The organism is Sphaerisporangium rubeum (assembly GCF_014207705.1).
GTDB classification, from domain to species: domain Bacteria; phylum Actinomycetota; class Actinomycetes; order Streptosporangiales; family Streptosporangiaceae; genus Sphaerisporangium; species Sphaerisporangium rubeum.
In genome coordinates, this window is sequence record NZ_JACHIU010000001.1 from 6716180 (window position 1) to 6737990 (window position 21811).

Consider the following 21811-nt stretch of genomic DNA (forward strand, 5'->3'; position numbering starts at 1 on the left):
GAGGCGTAAGGGGTGGCGTCACTTGTAGCTGCGCTGGGTCAGCTTGACGTAGTCGTAGGTGAGGGGTTCTTTGTGGAGAGTCGGGGTGCCGGTCTCGGTGTGTTCCCAGGCGGCTACGTAGGCGAAGTTCTCGTCGTCGCGGAGGGCTTCGCCGTCTTCGGTCTGGGATTCGGCGCGGAAGTGGCCGCCGCAGGATTCGGTGCGGTGCAAGGCGTCCAGGCACATGAGTTCGGCCAGGTCGAAGAAGTCGGCTACGCGGCCGGCTCGTTCCAGGGACTGGTTCAGGCCTTCGCCGGTGCCGGTCGTCACCTTGACGTCGCGCCAGAATTCTTTGCGGAGTTCGGGGATGCGGTCGAGGGCTTTGCGTAGGCCTTCGTCGGTGCGTTCCATGCCGCAGTGGTCCCACATGAGCTGGCCTAGTTCGCGGTGGAAGGAGTCGACGGTTCGGGTGCCGTTGACCGAGAGGAGCCTGGTTAGTTTGTCGGTTACCTGGGTGCGGGCTTCTTCTACGGCTTCCTGGGGGACGGCGTTGAAGGGCCCGTCGGCCAGGTAGTCGCCGATGGTGGTGGGGAGGACGAAGTAGCCGTCGGCGAGGCCTTGCATCAGGGCTGAGGCGCCTAGGCGGTTGGCGCCGTGGTCGGAGAAGTTGGCTTCGCCGATGACGAAGAGGCCGGGGATGGTGGATTGGAGGTCGTAGTCGACCCATAGGCCGCCCATTGTGTAGTGGACTGCCGGGTAGATGCGCATGGGGCGGGTGTAGGGGTCCTCGCCGGTGATGCGTTCGTACATCTCGAAGAGGTTGCCGTATTTCTTTTCTACGGCTGCTCTGCCTAGGCGGGTGATGGCGTCGGCGAAGTCGAGGTAGACGCCTAGGCCGCCGGGGCCTACGCCGCGGCCTTCGTCGCAGACGTTTTTGGCGGCTCGGGAGGCTATGTCGCGGGGGACGAGGTTGCCGAAGGCGGGGTAGATGCGTTCGAGGTAGTAGTCGCGTTCGGCTTCGGGGATGTCGCCTGGTGCGCGGGTGTCGCCGGCTTTGAGGGGGACCCAGACTCGGCCGTCGTTGCGGAGGGATTCTGACATCAGGGTGAGTTTGGACTGGTAGTCGCCGCTGACCGGGATGCAGGTGGGGTGGATCTGCGTGTAGCAGGGGTTGGCGAAGTAGGCGCCTTTGGTGTGGGCTCGCCAGATGGCGGTGGTGTTGCAGCCTTTGGCGTTGGTGGAGAGGAAGAAGACGTTGCCGTAGCCGCCGGTGGCGAGGACTACGGCGTCTGCCAGGTGGGTTTCGATTTCGCCGGTTACGAGGTCGCGGACTATTACGCCGCGGGCTCTGCCGTCGCTGATGACGAGGTCGAGCATTTCGTGGCGGGTGTAGGTCTTCACGGTGCCGGCGGCTACCTGGCGTTCGAGGGCCTGGTAGGCGCCTAGGAGCAACTGCTGGCCTGTTTGGCCTCGTGCGTAGAAGGTGCGGGAGACCTGTGCGCCGCCGAAGGAGCGGGTGTCGAGGAGGCCGCCGTATTCGCGTGCGAAGGGGACGCCTTGGGCTACGGCCTGGTCGATGATGTTCACGCTTACCTGGGCCAGGCGGTAGACGTTTGATTCGCGGGAGCGGAAGTCGCCGCCTTTTACGGTGTCGTAGAAGAGGCGGTGGATGGAGTCGCCGTCGCCTCGGTAGTTCTTGGCGGCGTTGATGCCGCCTTGTGCGGCGATGGAGTGGGCTCGGCGTGGGGAGTCCTGGTAGCAGAAGGAGCTGACCTGGTAGCCGAGTTCGCCGAGGGTGGCGGCGGCGGAGCCGCCTGCCAGGCCGGTGCCTACGACTATGACGTGGAGTTTGCGCTTGTTGGCCGGGTTGATGAGGCGTGCGGTGAAGCGGCGGCGGTCCCAGCGGTCTTCTATGGGGCCTTCTGGGGCTTTGGTGTCTTTGATGGGGGTGCCGGTGGTGTAGTTCACTTCAGTACCCCGATCAGTACGGCGAGGGGGACGGCTAGGAAGCCGAGGATCAGGACGGCGGAGCCGGCGGCGGCTGAGACGCTCAGGATGTGGCGGGTGCGGCCCCGGGCCAGGCCGAGGGTCTGGAAGGCGCTCCACAGGCCGTGGCGGAGATGCAGGCCGACCATGATCAGCGCTATGACGTAGAAGAGGGTCACCGGCCAGCGGGCCGGGGCGAAGCCCTCCACTACGCGGTCGTACGGGGTGGCGGTGGCTCCTTCGGGGTTCACTACGCCGAAGGTGAGGTCGAGCAGGTGCCAGATGACGAACAGCAGGATGATGACGCCGCCGTAGCGCATGGTGCGGGCCACGTAGCCGCGGGCTTGGGGTTTGCGGCGGGCTGCGTACTTCACGGGGCGGGCCTTGGCGGCTCGTCTGGCCAGGGCCACTGCCGAGGTCATGTGGAGGAGTACGGCGGCTACGAGGGCTATCTCGGTGAGCGTCAGCAGGGTACGGCCGGGGAGGGCTGGTTCGCCTACTGTGCGGAGCCATTCGGCGTACGCGTTGAAGGACTCGGCGCCGAGGAAGATCTTGAGGTTGCCGAGCATGTGACCGATGAGGAACAGGACGAGCACGGCGCCGGAGATCGCCATTACGGCTTTCTGGCCGTTGGACGAGCGATGCGCGGGCCGGGGACCCTTTGTGCGGCCGGTGGTCGGCGCGGGGGGTGGGGTCGGTACGGCGGCGGTGGCCCTGCCCCTCTCGATGATTGAAGTCACACCTTCGGACGGTAGGTAGGGAGGACGGTTGCCGTCCAAGTCATGGAATGCCTCGTCACGATAGCTGGCGGCTATGCAGTGTGGCTCTGGGGATGTTGGGGTTGCACAAGGGGACGCCAGGTGCGAGGAATCTCACATCGCGGATTGGGGTGTGGGTTGGTTGTGGTTGGGGGTCGGTGTGACCGGCGGAGTTGTGTGTTCGGCCGGTGGAGCGCCGTAGTGAGGCGCCGGGACCGCCGTACCACGTCCCGCCGCGTCGGCGCCGTTGAAGGAGAGTACTGAGGACGGTGAGAAGGTGGCCGTGGGTGCCGGTGGTGACCGGTGTGGAACATGGCCGGTACGGGCGGTGGTCGGTGTGGACGGTGGTGGTGTGGACGGTGGTGGTGTGGGGGTGGTGATCTTGGGGGGCGTAGGCTGCTGGGTGTGCAGCTTCAGCAGCTGGCCTCGTTTGTGGCGGTGGCGGAGACGGCGCACTTCACGCATGCGGCGGAGCGGATGCGGGTGGCGCAGCCGTCGTTGAGTAAGTCGATCAAGGCGTTGGAGATGGAGTTGGGGGCTCGGCTGTTCAGCCGGGCTCGGGGGAATGTGGCGTTGACGCCGGCTGGGGAGGCGTTGTTGCCGTTGGCTCGGCGGATGTTGGCGGATGCGGAGACGGCTCGGCGGGAGGTCGCGGAGTTGGCGGGGTTGCGGCGGGGGCGGGTGCGGCTGGGGGCTACGCCGTCGTTGTGTGCGGGGTTGCTGGCGGATGCGTTGGCTCGGTATCACCGGGATTATCCGGGGATCGATTTGATCGTTGAGGAGGGGGGGTCGCGGGATCTGGTGGGGGATCTGGCGCGGGGGCGGCTTGATCTGGCATTGATCATTTTGCCGTTGCACAGTAGTGATCCGGCGTTGGTCACCGAGGAGATCCTGGTGGAGAGCCTTGTTGTGGCTTCGCCTGCCGGTGCTGGAACGGTCGGCCCCCGCGATTCGGCGGGTGATGTGGGGTCGACGGCGGAAGGAGAGGGGTTGGCTCCTGTCGCCGGTAGGGGTCGGAGGGCTTTTGTGCGGATTGAGGACCTGCGGGGGAAGCCGCTGGTGATGTTCCGGCGGGGGTATGACCTGCGGGAGGCGACTATTGCCGCCTGTCGGCAAGCGGGGTTTGAGCCGCGGTTCGCGGTTGAGGGTGGGGAGATGGATGCGGTTTTGCGGTTTGTGGAGGCGGGGTTGGGGGTGGCGGTGGTGCCTTCCATGGTGTTGGACGGGAGGCCGGGGTTGAGGGGGGTGCCGTTGGCGCCGCCGGGGTTGCGGCGGACTGTTGCGTTGGCGCATCGGAAGGATGTGGAGCCGACGCGGGCGGCGCAGGCGTTTCGCGCTACGCTGCTTTCTTATTTGTCGGAGGCCGCTGAGGAGGGGGCGCTGCCGCAGGGGGTGGGCCTGGCGGGGTTGCCGATGGAATGATCGTTAACAGCTTGGGTGCGAGCGGATTCGGGATGCTTGAGCCCCATATGGCATGGTTGCGGGTGACCATGCGGCCGGGCTGCTTTGCTTATAAGGTGCAGGGCATCAGGCCAACACTTCACAAGAGGGACCAGTGACCGCGCTCTCGCCTGGCCCGCCGGCGGATCCGGCCGAGATGCTCACCATTCTCCTCATCGAGGACGACGCGGGTGACGCGTTTCTGGTCGAGGAGCTTCTCGCGGGGTCCCCGGAGCCCACCAAGATCATTTGGGCTCGTACGCTGGCCGAGAGCCGTGAGCGGCTGACCGACGACGTCCACTGTGTGGTGGTGGATCTTTCATTGCCGGACGCGTCGGGGCTTGAGGCGTTGCGTCAGGTGCTGACCATCGCGCCGGACACGGCGGTGCTGGTGCTGACGGGGTTGAACGACGCGCACATGGGGGTCGAGGCGGTCGCGGCCGGTGCGCAGGACTATCTGATCAAGCAGGATGTGGACGACCGGCTGCTCGGCCGGGCCATCAGTTACGCCATCGAGCGTAAGCGCGCCGATCTGACGCAGCGCAAGCTGGCCGAGGCGCAGCACCGCAGCAGTGAGAACGCGCGGCTGGAGCGTGGCCTGCTGCCGGTGCCGATGCTGCGGGATGAGCAGACCCGCGAGACGCTCCTGCATCAGGCGCGTTATCTGCCTGGCCGGCGGCAGGCGTTGCTGGCGGGTGACTTCTGGGACACGGTGCAGACGCAGGACGGCGCGGTGCACGTGGTGATCGGGGATGTGTGCGGCCACGGGCCGGACGAGGCGGCGCTCGGTGCGGCGTTGCGCATCGCGTGGCGCACGCTGGTGCTGGCGGGGCACACGGGTAACGAGTTGCTCGTGACGCTGGAGACCGTGCTGAAGCACGAGCGCAAGTCGCCTGAAATCTTCACGACAATGTGCACGGTGACGATCGATCCGGAGCTGCGGAACGCTCAGCTCCATGTGGTGGGCCATCCGCCGCCGCTGTTCGTACGTGGCGGGGTGCGTGGCGGCGTGCTGGACCTGGTGCCGGGTACGCCGTCGGGGCCGCCGCTCGGCATCTTCAGTGACGTCGAGTGGACGACGATCGATCTGCCGCTCGGCGAGGACTGGTCGATGTTGCTGTACACCGACGGCCTGATCGAGGCGACCGTCGGCGGCGGCCCGGACCTGCTGGGTACCGAGGGGCTGATCCGCCTCATCCGTGAGCAGGGTGAGATCGACCTCGACCGCATCATCACCGCCGTCCAGGAGATGCACGAGAACGCACTGAACGACGACTTGGCCGCCGTGATGGTCGGCCGGAGACGGCAGTGACCCATGACCGAGTTTCCCCCCCTGCCCGCGCCTGAGCCCCCCAAAGGGCTCGGCCGCCTGCGTGTCGGACGGTGGTTCCTCATCGCGGGTGCGATCGCGACGTTCTTCTTCGTCGTGGCGGCCGGGCTGACGGTGCTGGCGGTGAACGTCACGCGGCTGGCGCGTGACGCGGTGATCGACGTGATCGACCCGGCGGTGCTGCGCACGCTGGAGGTGTCCACGGCGGTCACTGCGCAGGAGACGGCCGTGCGGACGTACGGCCGGACCAACGACGAGCAGTATCTGCGGGACTTCCGGGCCGCGATGGCGCGGGAGGACGCAGCGGTGGCGGAGCTGAGCCGGCTGATCGCGAAGCTGCCGGGTGAGTCGCCGCGTGTGCTGCTGGCCCGCACCAACCTGGCCCACCTCAAGGAGACCAGTGCGGCGTGGCACCGTGACTATGCCGACAGGGTGATCGCGGAGGTGCCGCGGCTGAAGACGCAGACGTCGGCGCAGTTCGCCAACGTCAACGCCGAGCGGTTCCGCGCGGTGCAGGCCGTGCTGGCGGCGCAGCAGGCCAACCTGTCGGACATGCACCAGCGGGGCAGCGTGTACCTGGAGCAGGGCTGGCAGACGCTGTACTACGTGCTGATCGCTCTCGGCGTGATCCTGCTGGCGACAGCGGTCGCGTTCACGCTGATCATCAGGTACGTCGTGCTGCGGCCCATCTCGCGGCTGACCAGCGAGGTGCGGGCCGTGGCGGGTGGTGACTTCGACCGTCCGCTGACGGTGGACCGGCCGGCGGAGCTGGCGGAGTTGTCGGGCCGGGTGGACGCGATGCGGGGTCGCATCGTGCGTGAGTGGCGGCGGGCCGCGGACGCCAAGCAGCAGTTGTCGGACCAGGCGGTGGAGCTGCGGCGGTCCAACGCGGAGCTGGAGCAGTTCGCGTACGTCGCGAGTCACGACCTGCAGGAGCCGCTGCGCAAGGTGGCGAGTTTCACCCGCATGCTGGAGCAGCGGTACGGCGACCAGCTCGATGAGCGGGCCCAGCAGTACATCGGGTTCGCGGTGGACGGCGCCAAGCGCATGCAGTTGCTGATCAATGATCTGCTGGATCTGTCGCGGGTCGGCCGGGTGGGTGGCGAGAAGGCCCCGACCAAGGTCGGCACGGTGTACGAGACGGCCGTGGGGAACCTGTCGGCGCAGATCGAGGACATCGGGGCCACGGTGACGCATGATCCGTTGCCTGAGGTGTTCGGCAACCGTGTGCTGCTCACGCAGTTGTTCCAGAATCTCATCGGCAACGCGTTGAAGTTCCACAGCGAGCGGCCGCCGAGGGTGAACATCTCGGTGGCGCGGCAGGGTGACATGTGGGAGTTCGCGTGCGCGGACAACGGCATCGGGATCGACACCAAGTACGCTGACCGTATCTTCCTGATTTTCCAGCGCCTGCACCCACGAGATGTGTATCCCGGAACCGGCATCGGCCTGGCGCTGTGCAGGAAGATCGTCGAGTATCACGGCGGCAAGATCTGGCTTGACGACCCCGACCCTGACAACCCGGGCACGACGTTCCGCTTCACCCTGCCCGCGCTACCCGGAGAAGAGCCCCAATGACTGAGTACCGCTTCATCGACGTCCTTCTCGTGGAGGACGACCCGGGTGACGTGCTGCTGACCAAGGAGGCGTTCGAGCACAACAAGGTGCAGAACAAGCTTCATGTGGTGAGCGACGGCGAGCAGGCCATGGCGTTCCTGCGCAACGAAGGCGAGTACGCCGACACGCCGCGGCCGGACCTGATCCTGCTGGACCTCAACCTGCCGCGTAAGGACGGCCGTGAGGTGCTCGAGGACATCAAGGCGGACGCGACCCTGCGGAGCATCCCGGTGGTGGTGCTGACGACGTCGGAGGCCGAGGAGGACATCCTGCGCAGCTATCATCTGCACGCCAACGCGTACGTCGCGAAGCCCGTGGACTTCGACCAGTTCATCAAGGTGGTACGCCAGATCGATGACTTCTTCGTGAGTGTCGTTAAACTGCCTAGGACGGACCAGCGTCCGTAGGCCTGTTTCCGACGTGACAGGAATCACACCTGGTCAGCGGAAAAAGTGATCGCCTGCGCACACACCACGGTCTCAGGCCTCGTAACGTAGACGCCCACCGGCACGCGCGCGGTTTCGTGCTCCTGCGCGACACGTTCACGCACGCGGCAGGCACCCAGCGACCACGTGAAAAGCCGGACACGCCGTGTAACCGGACGGTGTGATCCGCCGGAGGTGGAGAGTTCTCCGATGACCCAGACAACGGCCGGTCGGCCGGCCGGTGAGCCGGCTCAGCGCAAGCAGCGGGCCCAGATCAAGGCCCGCACTCTGCGGACCGATCGATGGTGGCTGGCCCCTGCCATCACGTTCGCGGCACTCACCTCGTTCTTGATATATGGCTTCTGGGCGATCTTCGACAAGAGCTATTTCGTCGAGCCGTACATCGCCCCGTTCTCCTCGCCGTGCCTCGCGACCTCGTGTCCCGAGGGTGCGCGGCTGTTCGGCCTCGCTCCTGTCGGTGACTGGTGGGTGTTGCCGCCGGGCCTGCTCATCCTCGGCCTGCCGGCGGGTTTCCGTCTCACCTGTTACTACTACCGCAAGGGTTACTACCGCGCGTTCTGGCTTTCGCCGCCGGCGTGCTCGGTGGCCGAGCCGCACGGGAAGTACACCGGTGAGACGCGGCTGCCGCTGATCCTGCAGAACATCCACCGTTACTTCTTCTACGGCGCCGTGCTGATCGCGCTGGTGCTGACGTGGGACGCGGTGCTGGCGCTGCGCGACCACGAGGGCAACTGGGGTCACGTCGGGCTCGGCACGGTGATCCTGTGGGTCAACGTAGTGTTGATCTGGGCTTACACCCTGAGCTGTCACTCGTGTCGTCACATCACGGCGGGCCGGCTCAACCACTTCTCCAAGCACCCGTTGCGCTACAAGATGTGGACGTTCGTGTCGCGGCTGAACCGCCGTCACATGCTGCTGGCCTGGCTGTCGATGTACTCCGTCATGGCGGCCGACCTGTACGTGCGCCTTGTCGCCAAGGGCATCATCAACTTCCCGCTCGCCTAAGGATCACTGTGGAAATCGAGCGTCACGAATACGACGTCGTCGTCATCGGCGCGGGAGGCGCCGGGCTGCGCGCGGCGATCGAGGCCCGGCAGCAGGGCAAGCGCACGGCCATCGTGTGCAAGTCGCTGTTCGGCAAGGCCCACACCGTCATGGCCGAAGGCGGCGCCGCCGCGGCCATGGGGAACGTCAACTCCGACGACAACTGGATGGTGCACTTCCGCGACACCATGCGCGGAGGCAAGTTCCTGAACAACTGGCGCATGGCGGAGCTGCACGCCAAAGAGGCGCCGGAGCGCGTCTGGGAGCTTGAGGCGTGGGGTGCGTTGTTCGACCGCACCAAGGACGGCAAGATCAGCCAGCGGAACTTCGGCGGTCACGAATACCCGCGGCTGGCGCACGTCGGCGACCGCACGGGGCTTGAGCTGATCCGCACGCTGCAGCAGCGGGTCGTGGCCCTGCAGCAGGAGGACGAGCGGCTGCACGGCGACCCCGAGGCGTACCTCAAGGTGTTCGCCGAGTGCACGATCACGCGGCTGCTCCAGGACGGCGACGAGCCAGGAGCGCCGATCACCGGCGCGTTCGGGTACTGGCGGGAGACGGGCCGGCTGATCTGTTTCGACGCGCCGGCGGTGGTGCTGGCGACCGGCGGCATCGGCAAGTCGTTCAGCGTCACGTCGAACTCCTGGGAGTACACCGGGGACGGTCACGCGCTGGCGCTGCTGGCCGGGGCCAAGCTCATCAACATGGAGTTCGTGCAGTTCCACCCGACCGGCATGGTGTGGCCGCCGTCGGTGCGCGGCATCCTGGTCACCGAGTCGGTGCGCGGCGACGGCGGTGTGCTGCGCAATTCCGACGGTGTGCGGTTCATGTTCAACTACATCCCCGACGTGTTCAAGGACAAGTACGCGACGTCCGAGGAGGAAGGCGACCGCTGGTACACCGACCAGGCCAACAACCGCCGTCCTCCGGAGCTGTTGCCGCGTGACGAGGTCGCGCGCGCGATCAACTCCGAGGTGAAGGCCGGTCGCGGGTCGCCGCACGGCGGGGTGTTCCTGGACGTGTCGAGCCGTCTGCCGGCGGCGGAGATCGTCAGGCGGCTGCCGTCCATGCACCACCAGTTCAAGGAGCTGGCGGACGTCGACATCACGGCCGAGCCGATGGAGGTCGGGCCGACGTGCCACTACGTGATGGGTGGCGTCGAGGTCGACGCCGACACCACGCAGTCGTCGGTGCCGGGGTTGTTCGCGGCCGGTGAGGTGTCCGGCGGCATGCACGGCTCCAACCGGCTCGGCGGCAACTCCCTGTCGGACCTGCTGGTGTTCGGCCAGCGGGCCGGCGCGGGGGCCGCGGCGTACGTCGACGGGCTCGCGGCGCGGCCGGTGGCCGGCCCCGAGAAGCTCGCCGAGGCCGAGGCGGAGGCTCTGGCTCCGCTGTCGCGCGGCGGCGCCGAGAACCCGTACGAGGTGCACCAGGAGCTGCAGCGCACCATGCATGAGCTGGTCGGCATCATCCGCAAGGCCGGTGAGATCAGCGAGGCGCTGGAGGTCGTCACCAAGCTCAAGGAGCGTGCGGCCAACACCGGGGCTCCCGGTGGCCGCATCTACAACCCGGGGTGGCACCTGGCACTCGACCTGCGCAACATGCTGCTGGTGTCCGAGTGCGTGGCGCGCGCGGCGCTGCTGCGTGAGGAGAGCCGCGGCGGTCACACCCGTGACGACTTCCCCGCCATGTCGGCCGACTGGCGGCGCAAGCTGCTGGTCTGCGCGCTCGCCGCGGACGGCGGGATCACGGTCGAGGAGCAGGAGCAGCCCTCCATGCGCGACGACCTGCTGACGCTGTTCGAGCGCGGGGAGCTCAGCAAGTACCTCACCGCCGACGAGATGGTGGAATTCGACGCGCTCGTGAAGGAGTCCTGATGAGTTACAAGGCCAAGTTCCGCGTGTGGCGCGGCGAAGGCGGTGAGGGCTCGCTTGAGGACTTCACCGTCGAGGTCAACGAGGGTGAGGTCGTGCTCGACGTCATCCACCGGTTGCAGGCCACGCAGGCCCCGGACCTCGCGGTGCGGTGGAACTGCAAGGCCGGCAAGTGCGGGTCGTGCTCGATGGAGATCAACGGCAAGCCGCGTCTCGGCTGCATGACGCGCATGTCGACGTTCACCGAGGACGAGACGATCACGGTGACGCCGATGCGCACCTTCCCGGTGATCAAGGACCTGGTCACCGATGTGTCGTTCAACTACCAGAAGGCCAGGGAGATCCCGTCCTTCACGCCGCCGGACAACGTCAAGCCCGGCGAGTACCGCATGCAGCAGATCGACGTCGAGCGGTCCCAGGAGTTCCGCAAGTGCATCGAGTGCTTCATGTGCAACAACGTCTGCCACGTGATCCGTGACCACGAGGAGAACAAGACGGCGTTCGCGGGGCCGCGGTACCTCATGCGGATCGCGGAGCTCGACATGCACCCGTACGACGTGGCGGAGCGCAAGAACGCCGCGCAGGAGGAGCACGGGCTCGGGTACTGCAACATCACCAAGTGCTGCACCGAGGTGTGCCCCGAACACATCAAGATCACCGACAACGCGCTGATCCCGATGAAGGAACGGGTCGTGGACCGCAAGTACGACCCGCTGGTGTGGCTCGGCAGCAAGATCTTCAAGCGGTCGGGTTCCGGCCAGAAGTCCTGACTCCTACGGCGAAGGGCCCGTCCCCCTGGTGGGGCCGGGCCCTTTCCTTGTGTCTTGACGTCAGGAGCGGCGGCGGAAGAACCTGCCGACGCCGCGGTGCCGGCCCGCCGCCGGTGCGCCGGGGATGGGGGCCTGCACGGTGCCGGTGGGGCCGTGCGGCGCCTGCTGCGGGTCGGCCGGCATGCCCGTCGTGGCGCCGGGGTCGGCGGTACGCGGCCACGGCTCCGCCGGGCCGTACATGCCGGTCGGCATCCCCATGCCGGGGTGCGGGACGCCGTGCTGGCCGAAGGCGGCGTTCGGGTCGTAGACGTACTGGTAGCCGTACGGCTGCTGCTGCGGGTCGCCGTAGTGGCCCGGGTGCACCGGGACGAAGCTGATGATCGGCGCGTAGGCCGCACCGTTCTGGTAGATCGGGTAACCCGGCATCGGAGGCATCTCGGGGTCGCCGCGGTGGCGGCCCGGCGAACGCGGCCCGGCCCTGCGGACGGCCGCGGCGTGGGCCATGCGGCGCATGCGGCCCTCGAAGACCAGGACACCCAGCATGACGAGCACGGCCAGCAGGACACCGGGGATGGCGAGCTTACGGCTCAGGGTGAGCTGGTCGTACTCGGGGGACGCGTTGCGGATCTCGATCGGCACCGAGTCGGGGGTCGGCTCCTCGAACGACGCGGCCGGCGTGGGGCCCGGGTCGGACGGGGGGTCCACCGGGGCCAGGGAGAGCTGCGGGTCCTGCACCGGGGACTCGGTGGCCGGCGGCGTGGGGGAGTCGACCGGCGCGTTCGTCGGCAGCACCGGCATGGACGTGGGAGGTGGCTGCGTGGCGGCCGGCGGCACGACCGGCGCGGTGTTGCTCGCCGGCGGCTTCGGCTTCTTGGTGACCTTGATCGTCTTGGTCGGGTCGGGGGCCACGGTCCGGGTCTTGGTGACCGTCGGGTCGGGCTCCTGGGTGACCGTGACGGTCACCTCGGGGTCGGGTTCGGGTGTCCCGCTGTCGGTGACGTCTCCCCATTCGGGCTCGACCGACGTGGGGTCGGCCACCGCGGCGTTGGCGGCGTTGGCCCTCGGGGTCGTCATCGGCGCCACCGCCAGCAGCACGACTCCCGTCAGCCCCAGTGACGCCACCACTGCGGACACGGCCGTCACGCGAACGCGTCCGCTCACTTTCGCCCCCCGGGTCTCTCCCTCGAAGCCGATCAATCCAAGGGAAATCTTAGTTGGGGCAACGTAACAGTAAAGCCCAATCCACGACACAAGTCATACAAACCCAGCGCGGAGGTCACCGGTATCGGTCCGGCGGGCCGCCGGACCGATACCGGTGTTCCGGCACGTCCCGATGGACGCGTGCCTGCGTCGTACCGGACGCTTTTTCGGACGTCCCGGGCCGCTCAGCGGCGCAGGCGGCCCGTCGCGGCCCGGGTTCGGGTACGTGCCGATGGTTGCGGCTCTTCGTCACACCGGGTCAAGTTTCAGAAGGATCCCGGCCTTCCTACAGCGCCGGAGGCTTCTTCGCGGCCCGGCGGCGCAGGGCCGACTGGAGCCACAGAGCGGCGAGCAGGAGTACCACCGCGGCGGCGACGGCCGGGAAACCCCGCACGCCGGTCATCTCGTCCTCGGCACCGGCCATGAGGTCCTGACGGTTCCCGGCGGGCTGCCGCGGCGGGGCGGGGTTCTGCGGCTGTGCCTGCGGCGCCTGGCCTCCCGGCGTCAGCGGGTCGACCGGCATGGCGGGCTTCGGCGGCCCGGCAGGGGTCAGCGGGAACGCCGGCGGTGCCTCGGGGGCCCCGGGAGCGAGGATCGGGCCCGGGGTCGCCGGTGGGACCTGCGCGGCGCCGGCGTTCGGGATGGCCATGGGAGCGGCCATGGGGGGCGCCATCGGAGGTGCCATGGGGGCCGCCATTGGAGCGGCCAACGGCGCGGTCAAGGGGACGGGGGGTGGGAGAGGACGCGGCGCCGGCAGTTTCGGCGTCACCTGCTTCGGGTGCGCCGGTGCCGGCCGTGCACCGGTGGACGCCGCCGGCCGGGCCGGAGCGCCGGGGGCCGGACGAGGCACGGCGACAGCCGACTTGGGGAACGACGTCGAGATGACCCGCCGGGGTGCCGCGCCGACCTCCTCCAGGCCGGGTACCGCCGCGGTGTTCTCGACGCCGGGTACCGCGCCGGTCTCCCCGCGGACGGGGGCCGCGCCGGCACCGCTCGCCGTACCGGCCTTCTCCCCACCCGTCGCCGCACCGGCTTCCGCGGCGGCCAGAGGGCTCCGGGCCGGCGGCGCGAAGGCAGCCGTCTCGCTAGTGAGCGCGTCGGGGGACTTCCCGGCGGCCAAGGCCGCGTCCGTGGGAGAGCCGGCCAGGGTGAGCGCACCGGCGGGGGGCTGTGCTTCTGCCGGAGGCTGTGCGCCGGCCGGGGGCTGTGCGCCGGCCGGGGGCTGTGCGCCGGCCGGGGGCTGTGCGCCGGCCGGGGGCTGTGCGCCGGCCTGGGGCTGTGCGCCGGCCTGGGGCTGTGCGCCGGCCTGGGGCTGTGGGGGCTCGGCCGTCTTGTCTGCCGCTTGCTTCGCCGCGTCGTGCGTGCCGCCGGACGGTGGCTCGGCCTTCTCGTCGGCCGGGGTGGCCGCGTCCGGCGCCGTGGGGACGCCGGCTCCGGGTGAGCCGGGGGTGGCGGCTTCCGCGGAGGCGGCCGGTCCGGTGAGGGTGGGTTCGGTCAGCGGTGCCGAGTGCTCCGGTTCCGGGGTGGCTGCGGTGATGCCGGCCTGTGCGGCGTCCTGCCAGGTGGCGGTGCCTTCGAGCGCGAAGAGCGGGAGGGGACGGCCGACGGGGTACTCGGCGCCTGCCATGCGCTTGACCCACTGCACTCCCCCGGGGTCGCGCATCTCGGCGACGGCGGTGACACCGATCTCCTCGGCCTTCTCAGGGACGGTCACCTTGACGTCCACGGTGCGCGCACCGGTGATCTCGTCGAACCTGCACACGTTCACCGGTTGCGCCGCGTCCGGCACGACGCCGGAGGCAGGCAGGATGTGCCGCTTGGACGTGCAGCGGACCGTGACCGGCGCGTCCTGCGGGTTGGAGATGACAGTGAGCAGAGCTTCGCGTGCGGGGCCCTCGATGCGCACGTGGAAGTGCGCCACCGCGCCGGGGTTGATGGAGTCGCCCGGACGCAGAGGCCCGCCGGCGTCCACCAGGCGGACGCTGAGGCGGCTGCCCGCCGCGAGGCCCGCCATCGGGTCGTCGGCCGCCATCGCGGCACCGTGGCCGCTCAGGACCAGCGCTCCGGCACCCACAATTGGTGCAATCCGGGCATGTCTCAACCAACCGGCCATTGTCTGTACCCCACTCCCCGATACGCTACGCCTCAGCATAGTCACTCTGCGTAGCAGTTATCTCACAGGGGAACGACTTCAATCTTCGATGATCAGATCCCACACGGCCTTGGCAACAGGAAGGTCGGCCGGCAGCCAAGCGATGTCGAAGATCTCGTCACGGCCGAGCCATCGCAACGCCAAATGTTCATGAGGGTACGGAACTCCCGATACCAGACAGGCCAGCCAGACCCTCATCACGTACCCGGGGCTCAGCGGCCAGTCCCCACCCACCCGCTCCCCCACCGAGATCCCGACCCCGAGCTCCTCACGGCACTCCCTGACCAGCGCGTCATGGTCGCTTTCCCCCGGATCGACCTTCCCCCCGGGAAACTCCCACCCTCCCGCCATCTCCGGCGGCCCCGCACGCTGCGCCGCCAGAAGCCTCCCGCCGTCGATGATCGCCGCCGCCACAACAATCCTCTCCATGCGCGTAAAGCCTAGGGACCACCGCGCCGATCCGTCCTCAACAACACCGCACACCGTCCCCGAGCCGTGGCCGGTCCGTGCCGGAAGGGAGACCCATGGCGAGTGCGGTGCGTGACAGGCGGGGTCAGGTCACGCCGAGGCTGCGGAGTTGCTCCAGGACCTTGGGGTTCTGCAGGGGACGGGTGTAGCCGACGATGTTGGGACGGTCGCGGTAGGTCGTGACCTTGATGGGGCCGCAGAGGGTGCAGCGGGCCTCGACCATCTTGCCCGGTGAGACGACCATGCCGACGTGGCCGGGGTTGTTGGACGAGGTGCCGGGGCCGGCGTTGAAGAAGACCAGGTCGCCGGCCTGCTCGTCGCCTTCGGAGATCTTCTTGCCGAAGGGCCACTGACCGAAGGTCGTGCGGGGGATGGACAGGCCCGCCTCGCGGTAGGCCATGTAGATGATGCCGGAGCAGTCGTAGCCCTCGGGTCCCGTGCCACCCCAGCGGTACGGCTTGCCGCGCTGCGCCAAGGCGTACTGGAGGATCTTGCGGACCACGTCGGTGGGTGCGGCCTCGACGATCGGCGGGTCACAGGCGGGGTCGGCCTCGGGAGGCAGGTCGAGGGTGCCGTCGGAGGCGTACTTCCTGGCGATCTCCAGGACCTGCTCGACGTACCAGATGGCGCGGTTGTAGGTGAACAGCGCGCGGCGCAGGTCCCCGGGTGCGCCGTTGCGCTTGAGCATCTTGGCGGCGCCGAGGATGGCGTCGGCGGGGTTGTAGACGTCGCCGTAGCCGTCGTTGTCGCCGTCGGATGCGTAACCGTTGAACTTGCTCGACACCTTGATCTTGGACTTGCCGCCCCAGGTGCTGATGAGGAACTGCATGGGGCCCGCGGCGCCGGCGTAGTTGGTGCCGTTCTTCACACCTGGCAGGTTGGACCGGCCGTGGTCGGTCTCGCGTTTGCCGACGGCCGCGAGGACCGTCCACTGCACCCCGGTCTTCTGGCCCCACTTCTTGTACAGCGCGAGGTACTCGGGGGGGATGTCGGACTGCGCGGTGTCGGACACGTTGGCGAACTTCGGCGAGTCGTCGGCGCAGTCGGTGACGCTGCCGCCGCCGAGGAACGACGGGAACGTGCTCATCAGCATCGGCGCCATGATCAAGGTGACGAGCACGACACCGGCGAGGCCGACGATCAACGCGATGCGCAGCCGCGACGTCACTGGATCGACCCCTGCCCGGGATCACCTTCCTGGCCGAGATCGGCGGGTTGCATGTCGAACACCTTCCACTCCGCTCCGACCTGGGTGAGCGTGACGGCGTAGTCGGAACTGCGGTCCTGCGGGCCGTCCTTGGCGGTGATGTGCTGCACGACGGTGACCACGAACACGATCGACCCGCCTGCCATGTCGCGGATGTTCTTCAGCCGCGCGGAACCGGACGACACGATCTCGCCGGCGCGGTTCTGCTCCACGAGCGCGGGGGTGGTGACGTCACGGGACAGGACGGTGCCGAGTTCGGCGGTGGTGAACCCCTTCAGCCGCTCGGCGTACGACACGGGGTCCTCGTCGTAGCGGTAGGTGGCGTAGGAGACGGCGAACCGCTGGGCCGCGTCGGCGGCGGCGGCGATCTGGTCACGGGTGAACGGAAGGTACTTGTAGATGTCGAACGACCCCGGCGAGACACGAGGGGCCGGGGACCCGGCCGGGGGCTCGGCCGGGCCGGTGGTGACGACGGAGGCGGAACGTTCGGGTGCCGCGCCGGTCTGGCCCGGCGACGGGGGCCGCAGCGTCAGGTAGACGCCGACGGCCGCCAGCGCCACGACCACCCCGGCGAAGGCGAGCCCGCGCCGGTCGCGAAGCTGGGCCATGCGTCAGTCCTTGCCCGGGCCGGAGGGCCTCAGCCAGAACGGGGAGTTCTCCTCCTCGCCGCGTCCGCTGTCGGCGCGCGGCGGCAGCCACAGCGGCGGCGGCTCGCCGGCCCCCGGCCGGCCGCCACCGGCGCCACCGGACGGCCTCGGCGCCTGCCGTCCGCCGGAGCCGCCGAAGATGCCGGGGCCACCTGAGCCGCGGGTGGAGCCGCCGGAGCCGCCGAACAGGCTGCCGCCGGAGGAACGTCCCCCCGACGAGCCGCGTGCGCCGCCGGAGGAACCACCCGAGGAGGAACGTCCCGAGGACCCGCCGCCGGACAGCCAGCCGCCGGACGAGCCGCGTGGCCCACCCGCGGTGGTGCGCTGTGGCGCGTCGGCGCGGCGCGAACCGCGCGAGGCCCATCCGCCGCCTCCGCCGCCGCCGAACCAGCTGCCTCCGCCGGAGGAACCACCCGAGGAGCCGGACGAACCAGACGATCCAGAGGGCCCGGCGGCGGAGACCGGCGCGCCAGGTGATCCGTTGCGTACCGCCGCGGGCCGCTGCGAGGGGCCCGCCGTGGTGCCGCCGCCGCCTCGCGCGGCGCCGCGGAGCGCGGGACCCGCCGTGCCGGGGCCGGCGGGACGGCCGGACAGGTTGAGCGGCGGCGCGGCTCCCGGACGGGACACGGCCGTGCCGCGGCCGGTGGCCTTGCGGCGGACCCCCGCCTGGCCGTCCCCGTCGAGCGGCGCGGGTTGCGCTCCGGCAGGCACACGGGTGCCGCTCTGCTGGCCGGTTCCGGCGACCTCCTCGCCGCGGACCCGGCCCTGTGCGACGCTCGCCGCGGTGGCCGCCGCGGTGCCGGCGCTGACGGCGGCGGCGGCGTTGACCAGCGGCTCGGCCTTGCGCATGCCCCAGCGGCCCATGCGGGCCGCGGCGACCGGCGGCAGGACGTTCGCGGCGCGCGACAGGGTGGGTGCCGTGGCGGCCTCGCCGAGCACGCGGGTGGCCAGGGTGTGGCCGTCCATCGAGGCGAACAGGTGCTGGAACGGCCGCCGGTAGAAGAACACGGCGATGGTCAGCAACGCCATGAACATGATCTGCATGCCCCATGGCAGCGCCGTCGAGATGATCAGCGCGTAGCCGTACACGAGCACACCTAGGACGAGCGCGAGCACCGCCTGTCTCAGCAGGGTGCCGATCAGCATCTCGACCCACCGCATGGCGATGATCCGGCCCGTGCCGGGATGCACGCCGATCAGCAGGAACACCGGGCCGAGTATCAGCAGCAGCAGGAAGCCGATCTTGAGCGCGATGAGCGACACCGCGACCAGGAAGATCAGCACGCCGGCGACCATGGCGGCGATGAGCGCGCCGATGGCGATGCCGAGCCTGCTGGTCCAGTCCTTGCCTTGGAACAGGAAGAACATCGGGGTGTCGCGCAGCGGCTCGGCCACCTCGTCCTTGAAGCGCGTCTGGTGCGCACCTGACGACGGTTTCTGACCGGACGCCTGTTCCTGCAGGTCGGAGGCCTGGATGTCGAGGACCTTCGGCCCCATCGTGGCGACCACCGGCGCGCTCGCGTCGGCGGTGCCGAACTCACCCATGAGCCACGGCTTGCAGACCAGGGTGGACCACAGCGCGTCGGCGTTCTGGCTGACGCCTGGCGTGCCGGTCTGGCCGTACCCGCCGGGACCGGCCTTGGGGGTGGTCTCCCCCTTCATCGGCAGGCAGGACGCGCCGCCGGCTCCCGGCAGGCCGCTGAACGCGGAGTTGACGATCTCGCCGGTCTTGTCGGTGACGGCCTTGCCGAGGCCGGTGAAGTCGCCGGGACGGCTGAAGAACCACACCGCGACCGTGACGGCGAGGATCATCCAGATGACGCCTTCCGCCGTGGTGCTGGCGCGCTTGCGGATCAAGCCGTACCAGGCGAGCCACACCGCGCCGAGAAGCACGATGATGCGCAGGTACGGCCAGTACATCGCGTTCGCCAGGTTGGTGACGATGTCGTCGACGACGTCCTTGATGGACTGCAGCGGCCCCTCGGTCGCCGCGGCCTCGTACGTCGTGATCGTCATGCGGTCGATGGCCTTGGCCCAGGAGAACACCGTGTTGGCCCAGGCGTTGCCGAGCACCGCGGCGACGTCGGTGCAACCGAGCTCGTAGGTGTGCCAGAACTGGCCGGCCATGCCGTACCGCTCGTAGTTGGTCGCCGGGTTGGCGATCTTGCCGGTGGTGGTGCTGGCCGAGCCGTCAGGCGCGGTGGTCGGCTGGACGGCGTCGTCCGGCAGCGGCGGCTTGACCAGGCCGTCCACGCCGCCGCCGACCATCTCGGGTGCGAGGTCGGGTGACAGGTCGCACGGGCCGGCCGCGCTCGCCACCGTCGGCGAGAACGCGATCGGCACCACGACCACCGCCGCGATGATCGCGAGGACCAGCAGGATCTTGCGCCGCAGCCGCCGTCCGCCACGCCTCATGACCGCACCTCCTGTGCCATGCCGGACCTGGTCCCAATGCGATCATCACTTCTCTCGCCGGGTTTGTCATGCGTCGGATTCGTGTCCAGCCAACGCAGCAGATCGTCGGAGATGAGGTCCACCCCGATACGTCCCGCGCGGCCGTCCAGATCGCGGAAGACGCACTCGCCGTTGCCGAGAGCGCGCAGCGCCGCCTTGTGCTCCTCGGACGGCTCGACGCCGAGCAGCGCGAGCACGTGCTCCACCTCGACCCGCTCGGAGGAGCGGAACGCGAACACCGACGACAGGCAGTTGGTGACCTGTTCGTTGAGCAGGTCACCGGCGTTCTGCGACACCAGCACCAGCGCGGTGTTGCGTGACCGGCCCATGCGGGACACCTCAGGCACGAGCTTGGCGCCTTCAGGGGTGGACGTGATGGCCCACGCCTCGTCCAGGAAGATCGCCTTGGGGGCCCGCCGGTCGAGGCCGTTCATCAGCCGCCGCGCGAACTGCGACACCAGGTACAGGATCGCCACCGACAGGCGCTGCTCGTAGGAGTAGTCGTCGCGGGCCGCGGACACGTCAGGCAGCGTCAGGCCGCCGAGGGTGAACACGGTGGTCCAGCCCTCAGTGTCGATCTGGCCGCCGCCTGAGGGGTCGAAGCACAGCCGCGCCAGGTGCATCTCGGACATCGACCGCAGCACCGCGCCGAGGTTGCGTGACGCGGCGTCCTCGGCCTGCTCCAGGTGGTCCACGACCTTGCCGAGGGACGGCTCGGGCTGGTTGGAGACCGTGGCCACGGCCTGGATCATCGCGGACTCGCGTTCCTCCGACATGCGCGGCAGCAGCAGCCGCAGCGTCTCGGTGGCCATGGTCTTCTTGGCCGCGATGTCGTCGCCGAACGAGAACGGGTCGAGCAGGCCCGGCGCGGCGGACCCGAGCGGGATGACGCGCGCCTTGCGGCCACGGTCCTGCAGCAGCCGCACCAGCGACTCGGCGTCCCCCTTGGGGTCGATCACCGCGACCGTCACGCCGCGCAGCGCCATCTGGTACATCAGCAGCAGCGCCAGCGTGGTCTTGCCGCCACCCGGCTCGCCGGTGATGGCGATGGCCGTCGGCCGGTTGCGGGTCGCGGCCACCAGCGGGTCGAAGTGCACGATGGAACGTGCCCGGCCGAGGGTCTCACCGATGTACGGCCCGGCCCACCCCGCGCCGGACTCGTCGATGCGGTCGCCGAGGTCGACGGTGGCGGTCGCCATGCCGCCGGCGATGGTGCGCAGCGGCTGCCGCTGCGCGTAGGCGTTGACCCGGACCCGCTCCCCCGGCAGCGCCTCGCAGAACAGCGAGAACTGGTCGCCGGTGGAGTTCACGATGTCGATGCCCATGTCGCGGTAGTGCTCCACCACCGCCTCGACCCGCTGCAGGCACATCTCCTCGGTCGGCGCGGCCACGATCAGCCGGTGCCAGCCGTACACGAACGGCAGCCGCTCCTTGGTGATGCCGTGCTCCAGCATGCGGGCCGCGTCGATCTGCTCGGCCAGCGCGATGGGGGCCTCGGCCCCGGCCTCGCGGATGTGGATGTCCATGTCCCTGGCGTGCGCGAGCTTGCGCGCGACGTCCTTGCTCGCCTTGATCGGCGGGATCAGGCGCATGCGGGAGCTGACCTCCACCGGGAAAGGTAACTGGTCGACGAAGTGCAGCCACGGCTCGCCGTCGGGGAACGGCATCAGGTCGGGGAACCGCGCGAACGACAGGTGCGCCACGAACGAGTCGCCGCCGGGCTGCTGGATGCGCAGGAACGACCGGCCGTTGTGGATCTGGCCCTCGACCAGCGACTCGATCTCACCCTGGCCCCAGCGGCGCGTCGGTGACGCCGACGCGGGCGGGTCGCCGACCGAGCCGGCGGCGGCGTGACGGAACAGCCAGGCGATCTCGCCGGAGCTCGCGTGCCTCGCGTACAGCGCGCTCGCGGCGAGCGCGCGGCCGAGGCGCTCGGCCTGCTCGGTCCACTTGTCGATCTCGCTCTCGGGGACGTGGTCGTCCTCAAGGCCGAGGGTCTTCTCGCTGCGCTGGTAGAAGCCGATGAGCTGGGCCAGCACGCCGGTGCCGAGCTGAGCGCCGCGGTTGCCGAGCCGCACGCCGAGGTAGACCTCCTTGCTCCAGAAGTCCTTGGCCCAGACGTGGCGGTACATCTCCTCCAGGTAGTCGCGCCAGCCGTCCCCCTCGTCGGACGTGGCGTTCAGCGTCATGGCCCACTCGGCCGCCGGGTAGGCGCGGTGCGCGACCCGCAGGTGCACCTCGGCGTCGGACATGCGGATCGCGGCGAGCGCGATGGTGATGTTGGTGGCCAGCGCCTCGCGCTCCTCGGCGGTGACGAACTCGTAGCTCACCGTGGGAAGCCGGAAGTAGGCCCACGCCGCCGAGTCGGTGAGGAGGACGCGGTCGTCGAAGTACCGGACGGCCAGCCTGCTCCTCGACCGTGACGATCGCGCCATCAGC

General features: G+C 69.3%; 16 protein-coding genes. 7 read left to right on the top strand and 9 right to left on the bottom strand.

Features of this window, described 5'->3' with window-relative positions:
• Positions 1-18: 18 nt before the first annotated feature.
• Positions 19-1947 (bottom strand): fumarate reductase/succinate dehydrogenase flavoprotein subunit, encoded by a 1929-nt coding sequence (locus tag BJ992_RS28370; protein ID WP_184986167.1) that lies wholly within the window; start codon positions 1945-1947, stop codon positions 19-21.
• Positions 1944-2705 carry a succinate dehydrogenase/fumarate reductase transmembrane subunit gene (locus BJ992_RS28375; protein WP_184986169.1) on the bottom strand — a complete coding sequence of 254 codons (762 nt, stop codon included), beginning with the start codon at positions 2703-2705 and terminating at the stop codon, positions 1944-1946. The genes BJ992_RS28370 and BJ992_RS28375 overlap by 4 nt, the downstream gene beginning before the upstream one ends.
• 423 nt (positions 2706-3128) lie before the next feature.
• Here BJ992_RS28375 and BJ992_RS28380 point away from each other — a divergent pair, with 423 nt between their 5' ends.
• From BJ992_RS28380 to BJ992_RS28410, 7 genes are all read left to right on the top strand, one after another.
• A complete protein-coding gene (locus BJ992_RS28380; RefSeq protein ID WP_184986172.1) occupies positions 3129-4145 on the top strand; it encodes a LysR substrate-binding domain-containing protein in 1017 nt (338 codons plus the stop codon).
• Between the two features lie 175 nt (positions 4146-4320).
• Positions 4321-5475: a PP2C family protein-serine/threonine phosphatase gene (locus BJ992_RS28385; RefSeq protein WP_184986174.1), complete on the top strand. Its 1155-nt coding sequence runs from the start codon at positions 4321-4323 to the stop codon at positions 5473-5475.
• Positions 5476-5478: 3 nt separating this feature from the next.
• Positions 5479-7071, top strand: coding sequence for a sensor histidine kinase (locus BJ992_RS28390; RefSeq protein WP_184986176.1), 1593 nt, complete (start codon positions 5479-5481; stop codon positions 7069-7071).
• On the top strand, positions 7068-7517 hold the full coding sequence (locus BJ992_RS28395) for a response regulator (protein ID WP_184986178.1): 450 nt from the start codon (positions 7068-7070) through the stop codon (positions 7515-7517). The genes BJ992_RS28390 and BJ992_RS28395 overlap by 4 nt, the downstream gene beginning before the upstream one ends.
• Positions 7518-7745: 228 nt before the next feature.
• Positions 7746-8561, top strand: coding sequence for a hypothetical protein (locus tag BJ992_RS28400; RefSeq protein ID WP_184986180.1), 816 nt, complete (start codon positions 7746-7748; stop codon positions 8559-8561).
• Between the two features lie 8 nt (positions 8562-8569).
• Complete coding sequence (locus BJ992_RS28405) at positions 8570-10477, top strand: fumarate reductase/succinate dehydrogenase flavoprotein subunit (RefSeq protein ID WP_184986182.1); 1908 nt, start codon at positions 8570-8572, stop codon at positions 10475-10477.
• A complete protein-coding gene (locus BJ992_RS28410; protein WP_184986184.1) occupies positions 10477-11244 on the top strand; it encodes a succinate dehydrogenase/fumarate reductase iron-sulfur subunit in 768 nt (255 codons plus the stop codon). Before BJ992_RS28405 ends, BJ992_RS28410 begins: the two co-directional genes overlap by 1 nt.
• A gap of 60 nt (positions 11245-11304) precedes the next feature.
• On the opposite strand, the gene BJ992_RS28415 is transcribed toward BJ992_RS28410, so the two are convergent.
• From BJ992_RS28415 to BJ992_RS28445, 7 genes are all read right to left on the bottom strand, one after another.
• Positions 11305-12378 carry a hypothetical protein gene (locus tag BJ992_RS28415; protein ID WP_184986186.1) on the bottom strand — a complete coding sequence of 358 codons (1074 nt, stop codon included), beginning with the start codon at positions 12376-12378 and terminating at the stop codon, positions 11305-11307.
• A gap of 352 nt (positions 12379-12730) precedes the next feature.
• Positions 12731-14476, bottom strand: a complete 1746-nt coding sequence (locus BJ992_RS28420) for a hypothetical protein (protein ID WP_184986188.1) — start codon at positions 14474-14476, stop codon at positions 12731-12733.
• Positions 14477-14635: 159 nt separating this feature from the next.
• Complete coding sequence (locus BJ992_RS28425) at positions 14636-15025, bottom strand: (deoxy)nucleoside triphosphate pyrophosphohydrolase (RefSeq protein WP_184986190.1); 390 nt, start codon at positions 15023-15025, stop codon at positions 14636-14638.
• Positions 15026-15149: 124 nt separating this feature from the next.
• On the bottom strand, positions 15150-16232 hold the full coding sequence (locus tag BJ992_RS28430) for a C40 family peptidase (protein WP_343072903.1): 1083 nt from the start codon (positions 16230-16232) through the stop codon (positions 15150-15152).
• Complete coding sequence (locus BJ992_RS28435) at positions 16229-16879, bottom strand: hypothetical protein (RefSeq protein ID WP_184986192.1); 651 nt, start codon at positions 16877-16879, stop codon at positions 16229-16231. Before BJ992_RS28435 ends, BJ992_RS28430 begins: the two co-directional genes overlap by 4 nt.
• A 3-nt stretch (positions 16880-16882) precedes the next feature.
• On the bottom strand, positions 16883-19333 hold the full coding sequence (locus BJ992_RS28440; protein ID WP_184986194.1) for a type IV secretion system protein: 2451 nt from the start codon (positions 19331-19333) through the stop codon (positions 16883-16885).
• A complete protein-coding gene (locus BJ992_RS28445; RefSeq protein WP_184986196.1) occupies positions 19330-21807 on the bottom strand; it encodes an ATP-binding protein in 2478 nt (825 codons plus the stop codon). Before BJ992_RS28445 ends, BJ992_RS28440 begins: the two co-directional genes overlap by 4 nt.
• Positions 21808-21811: the final 4 nt, after the last annotated feature.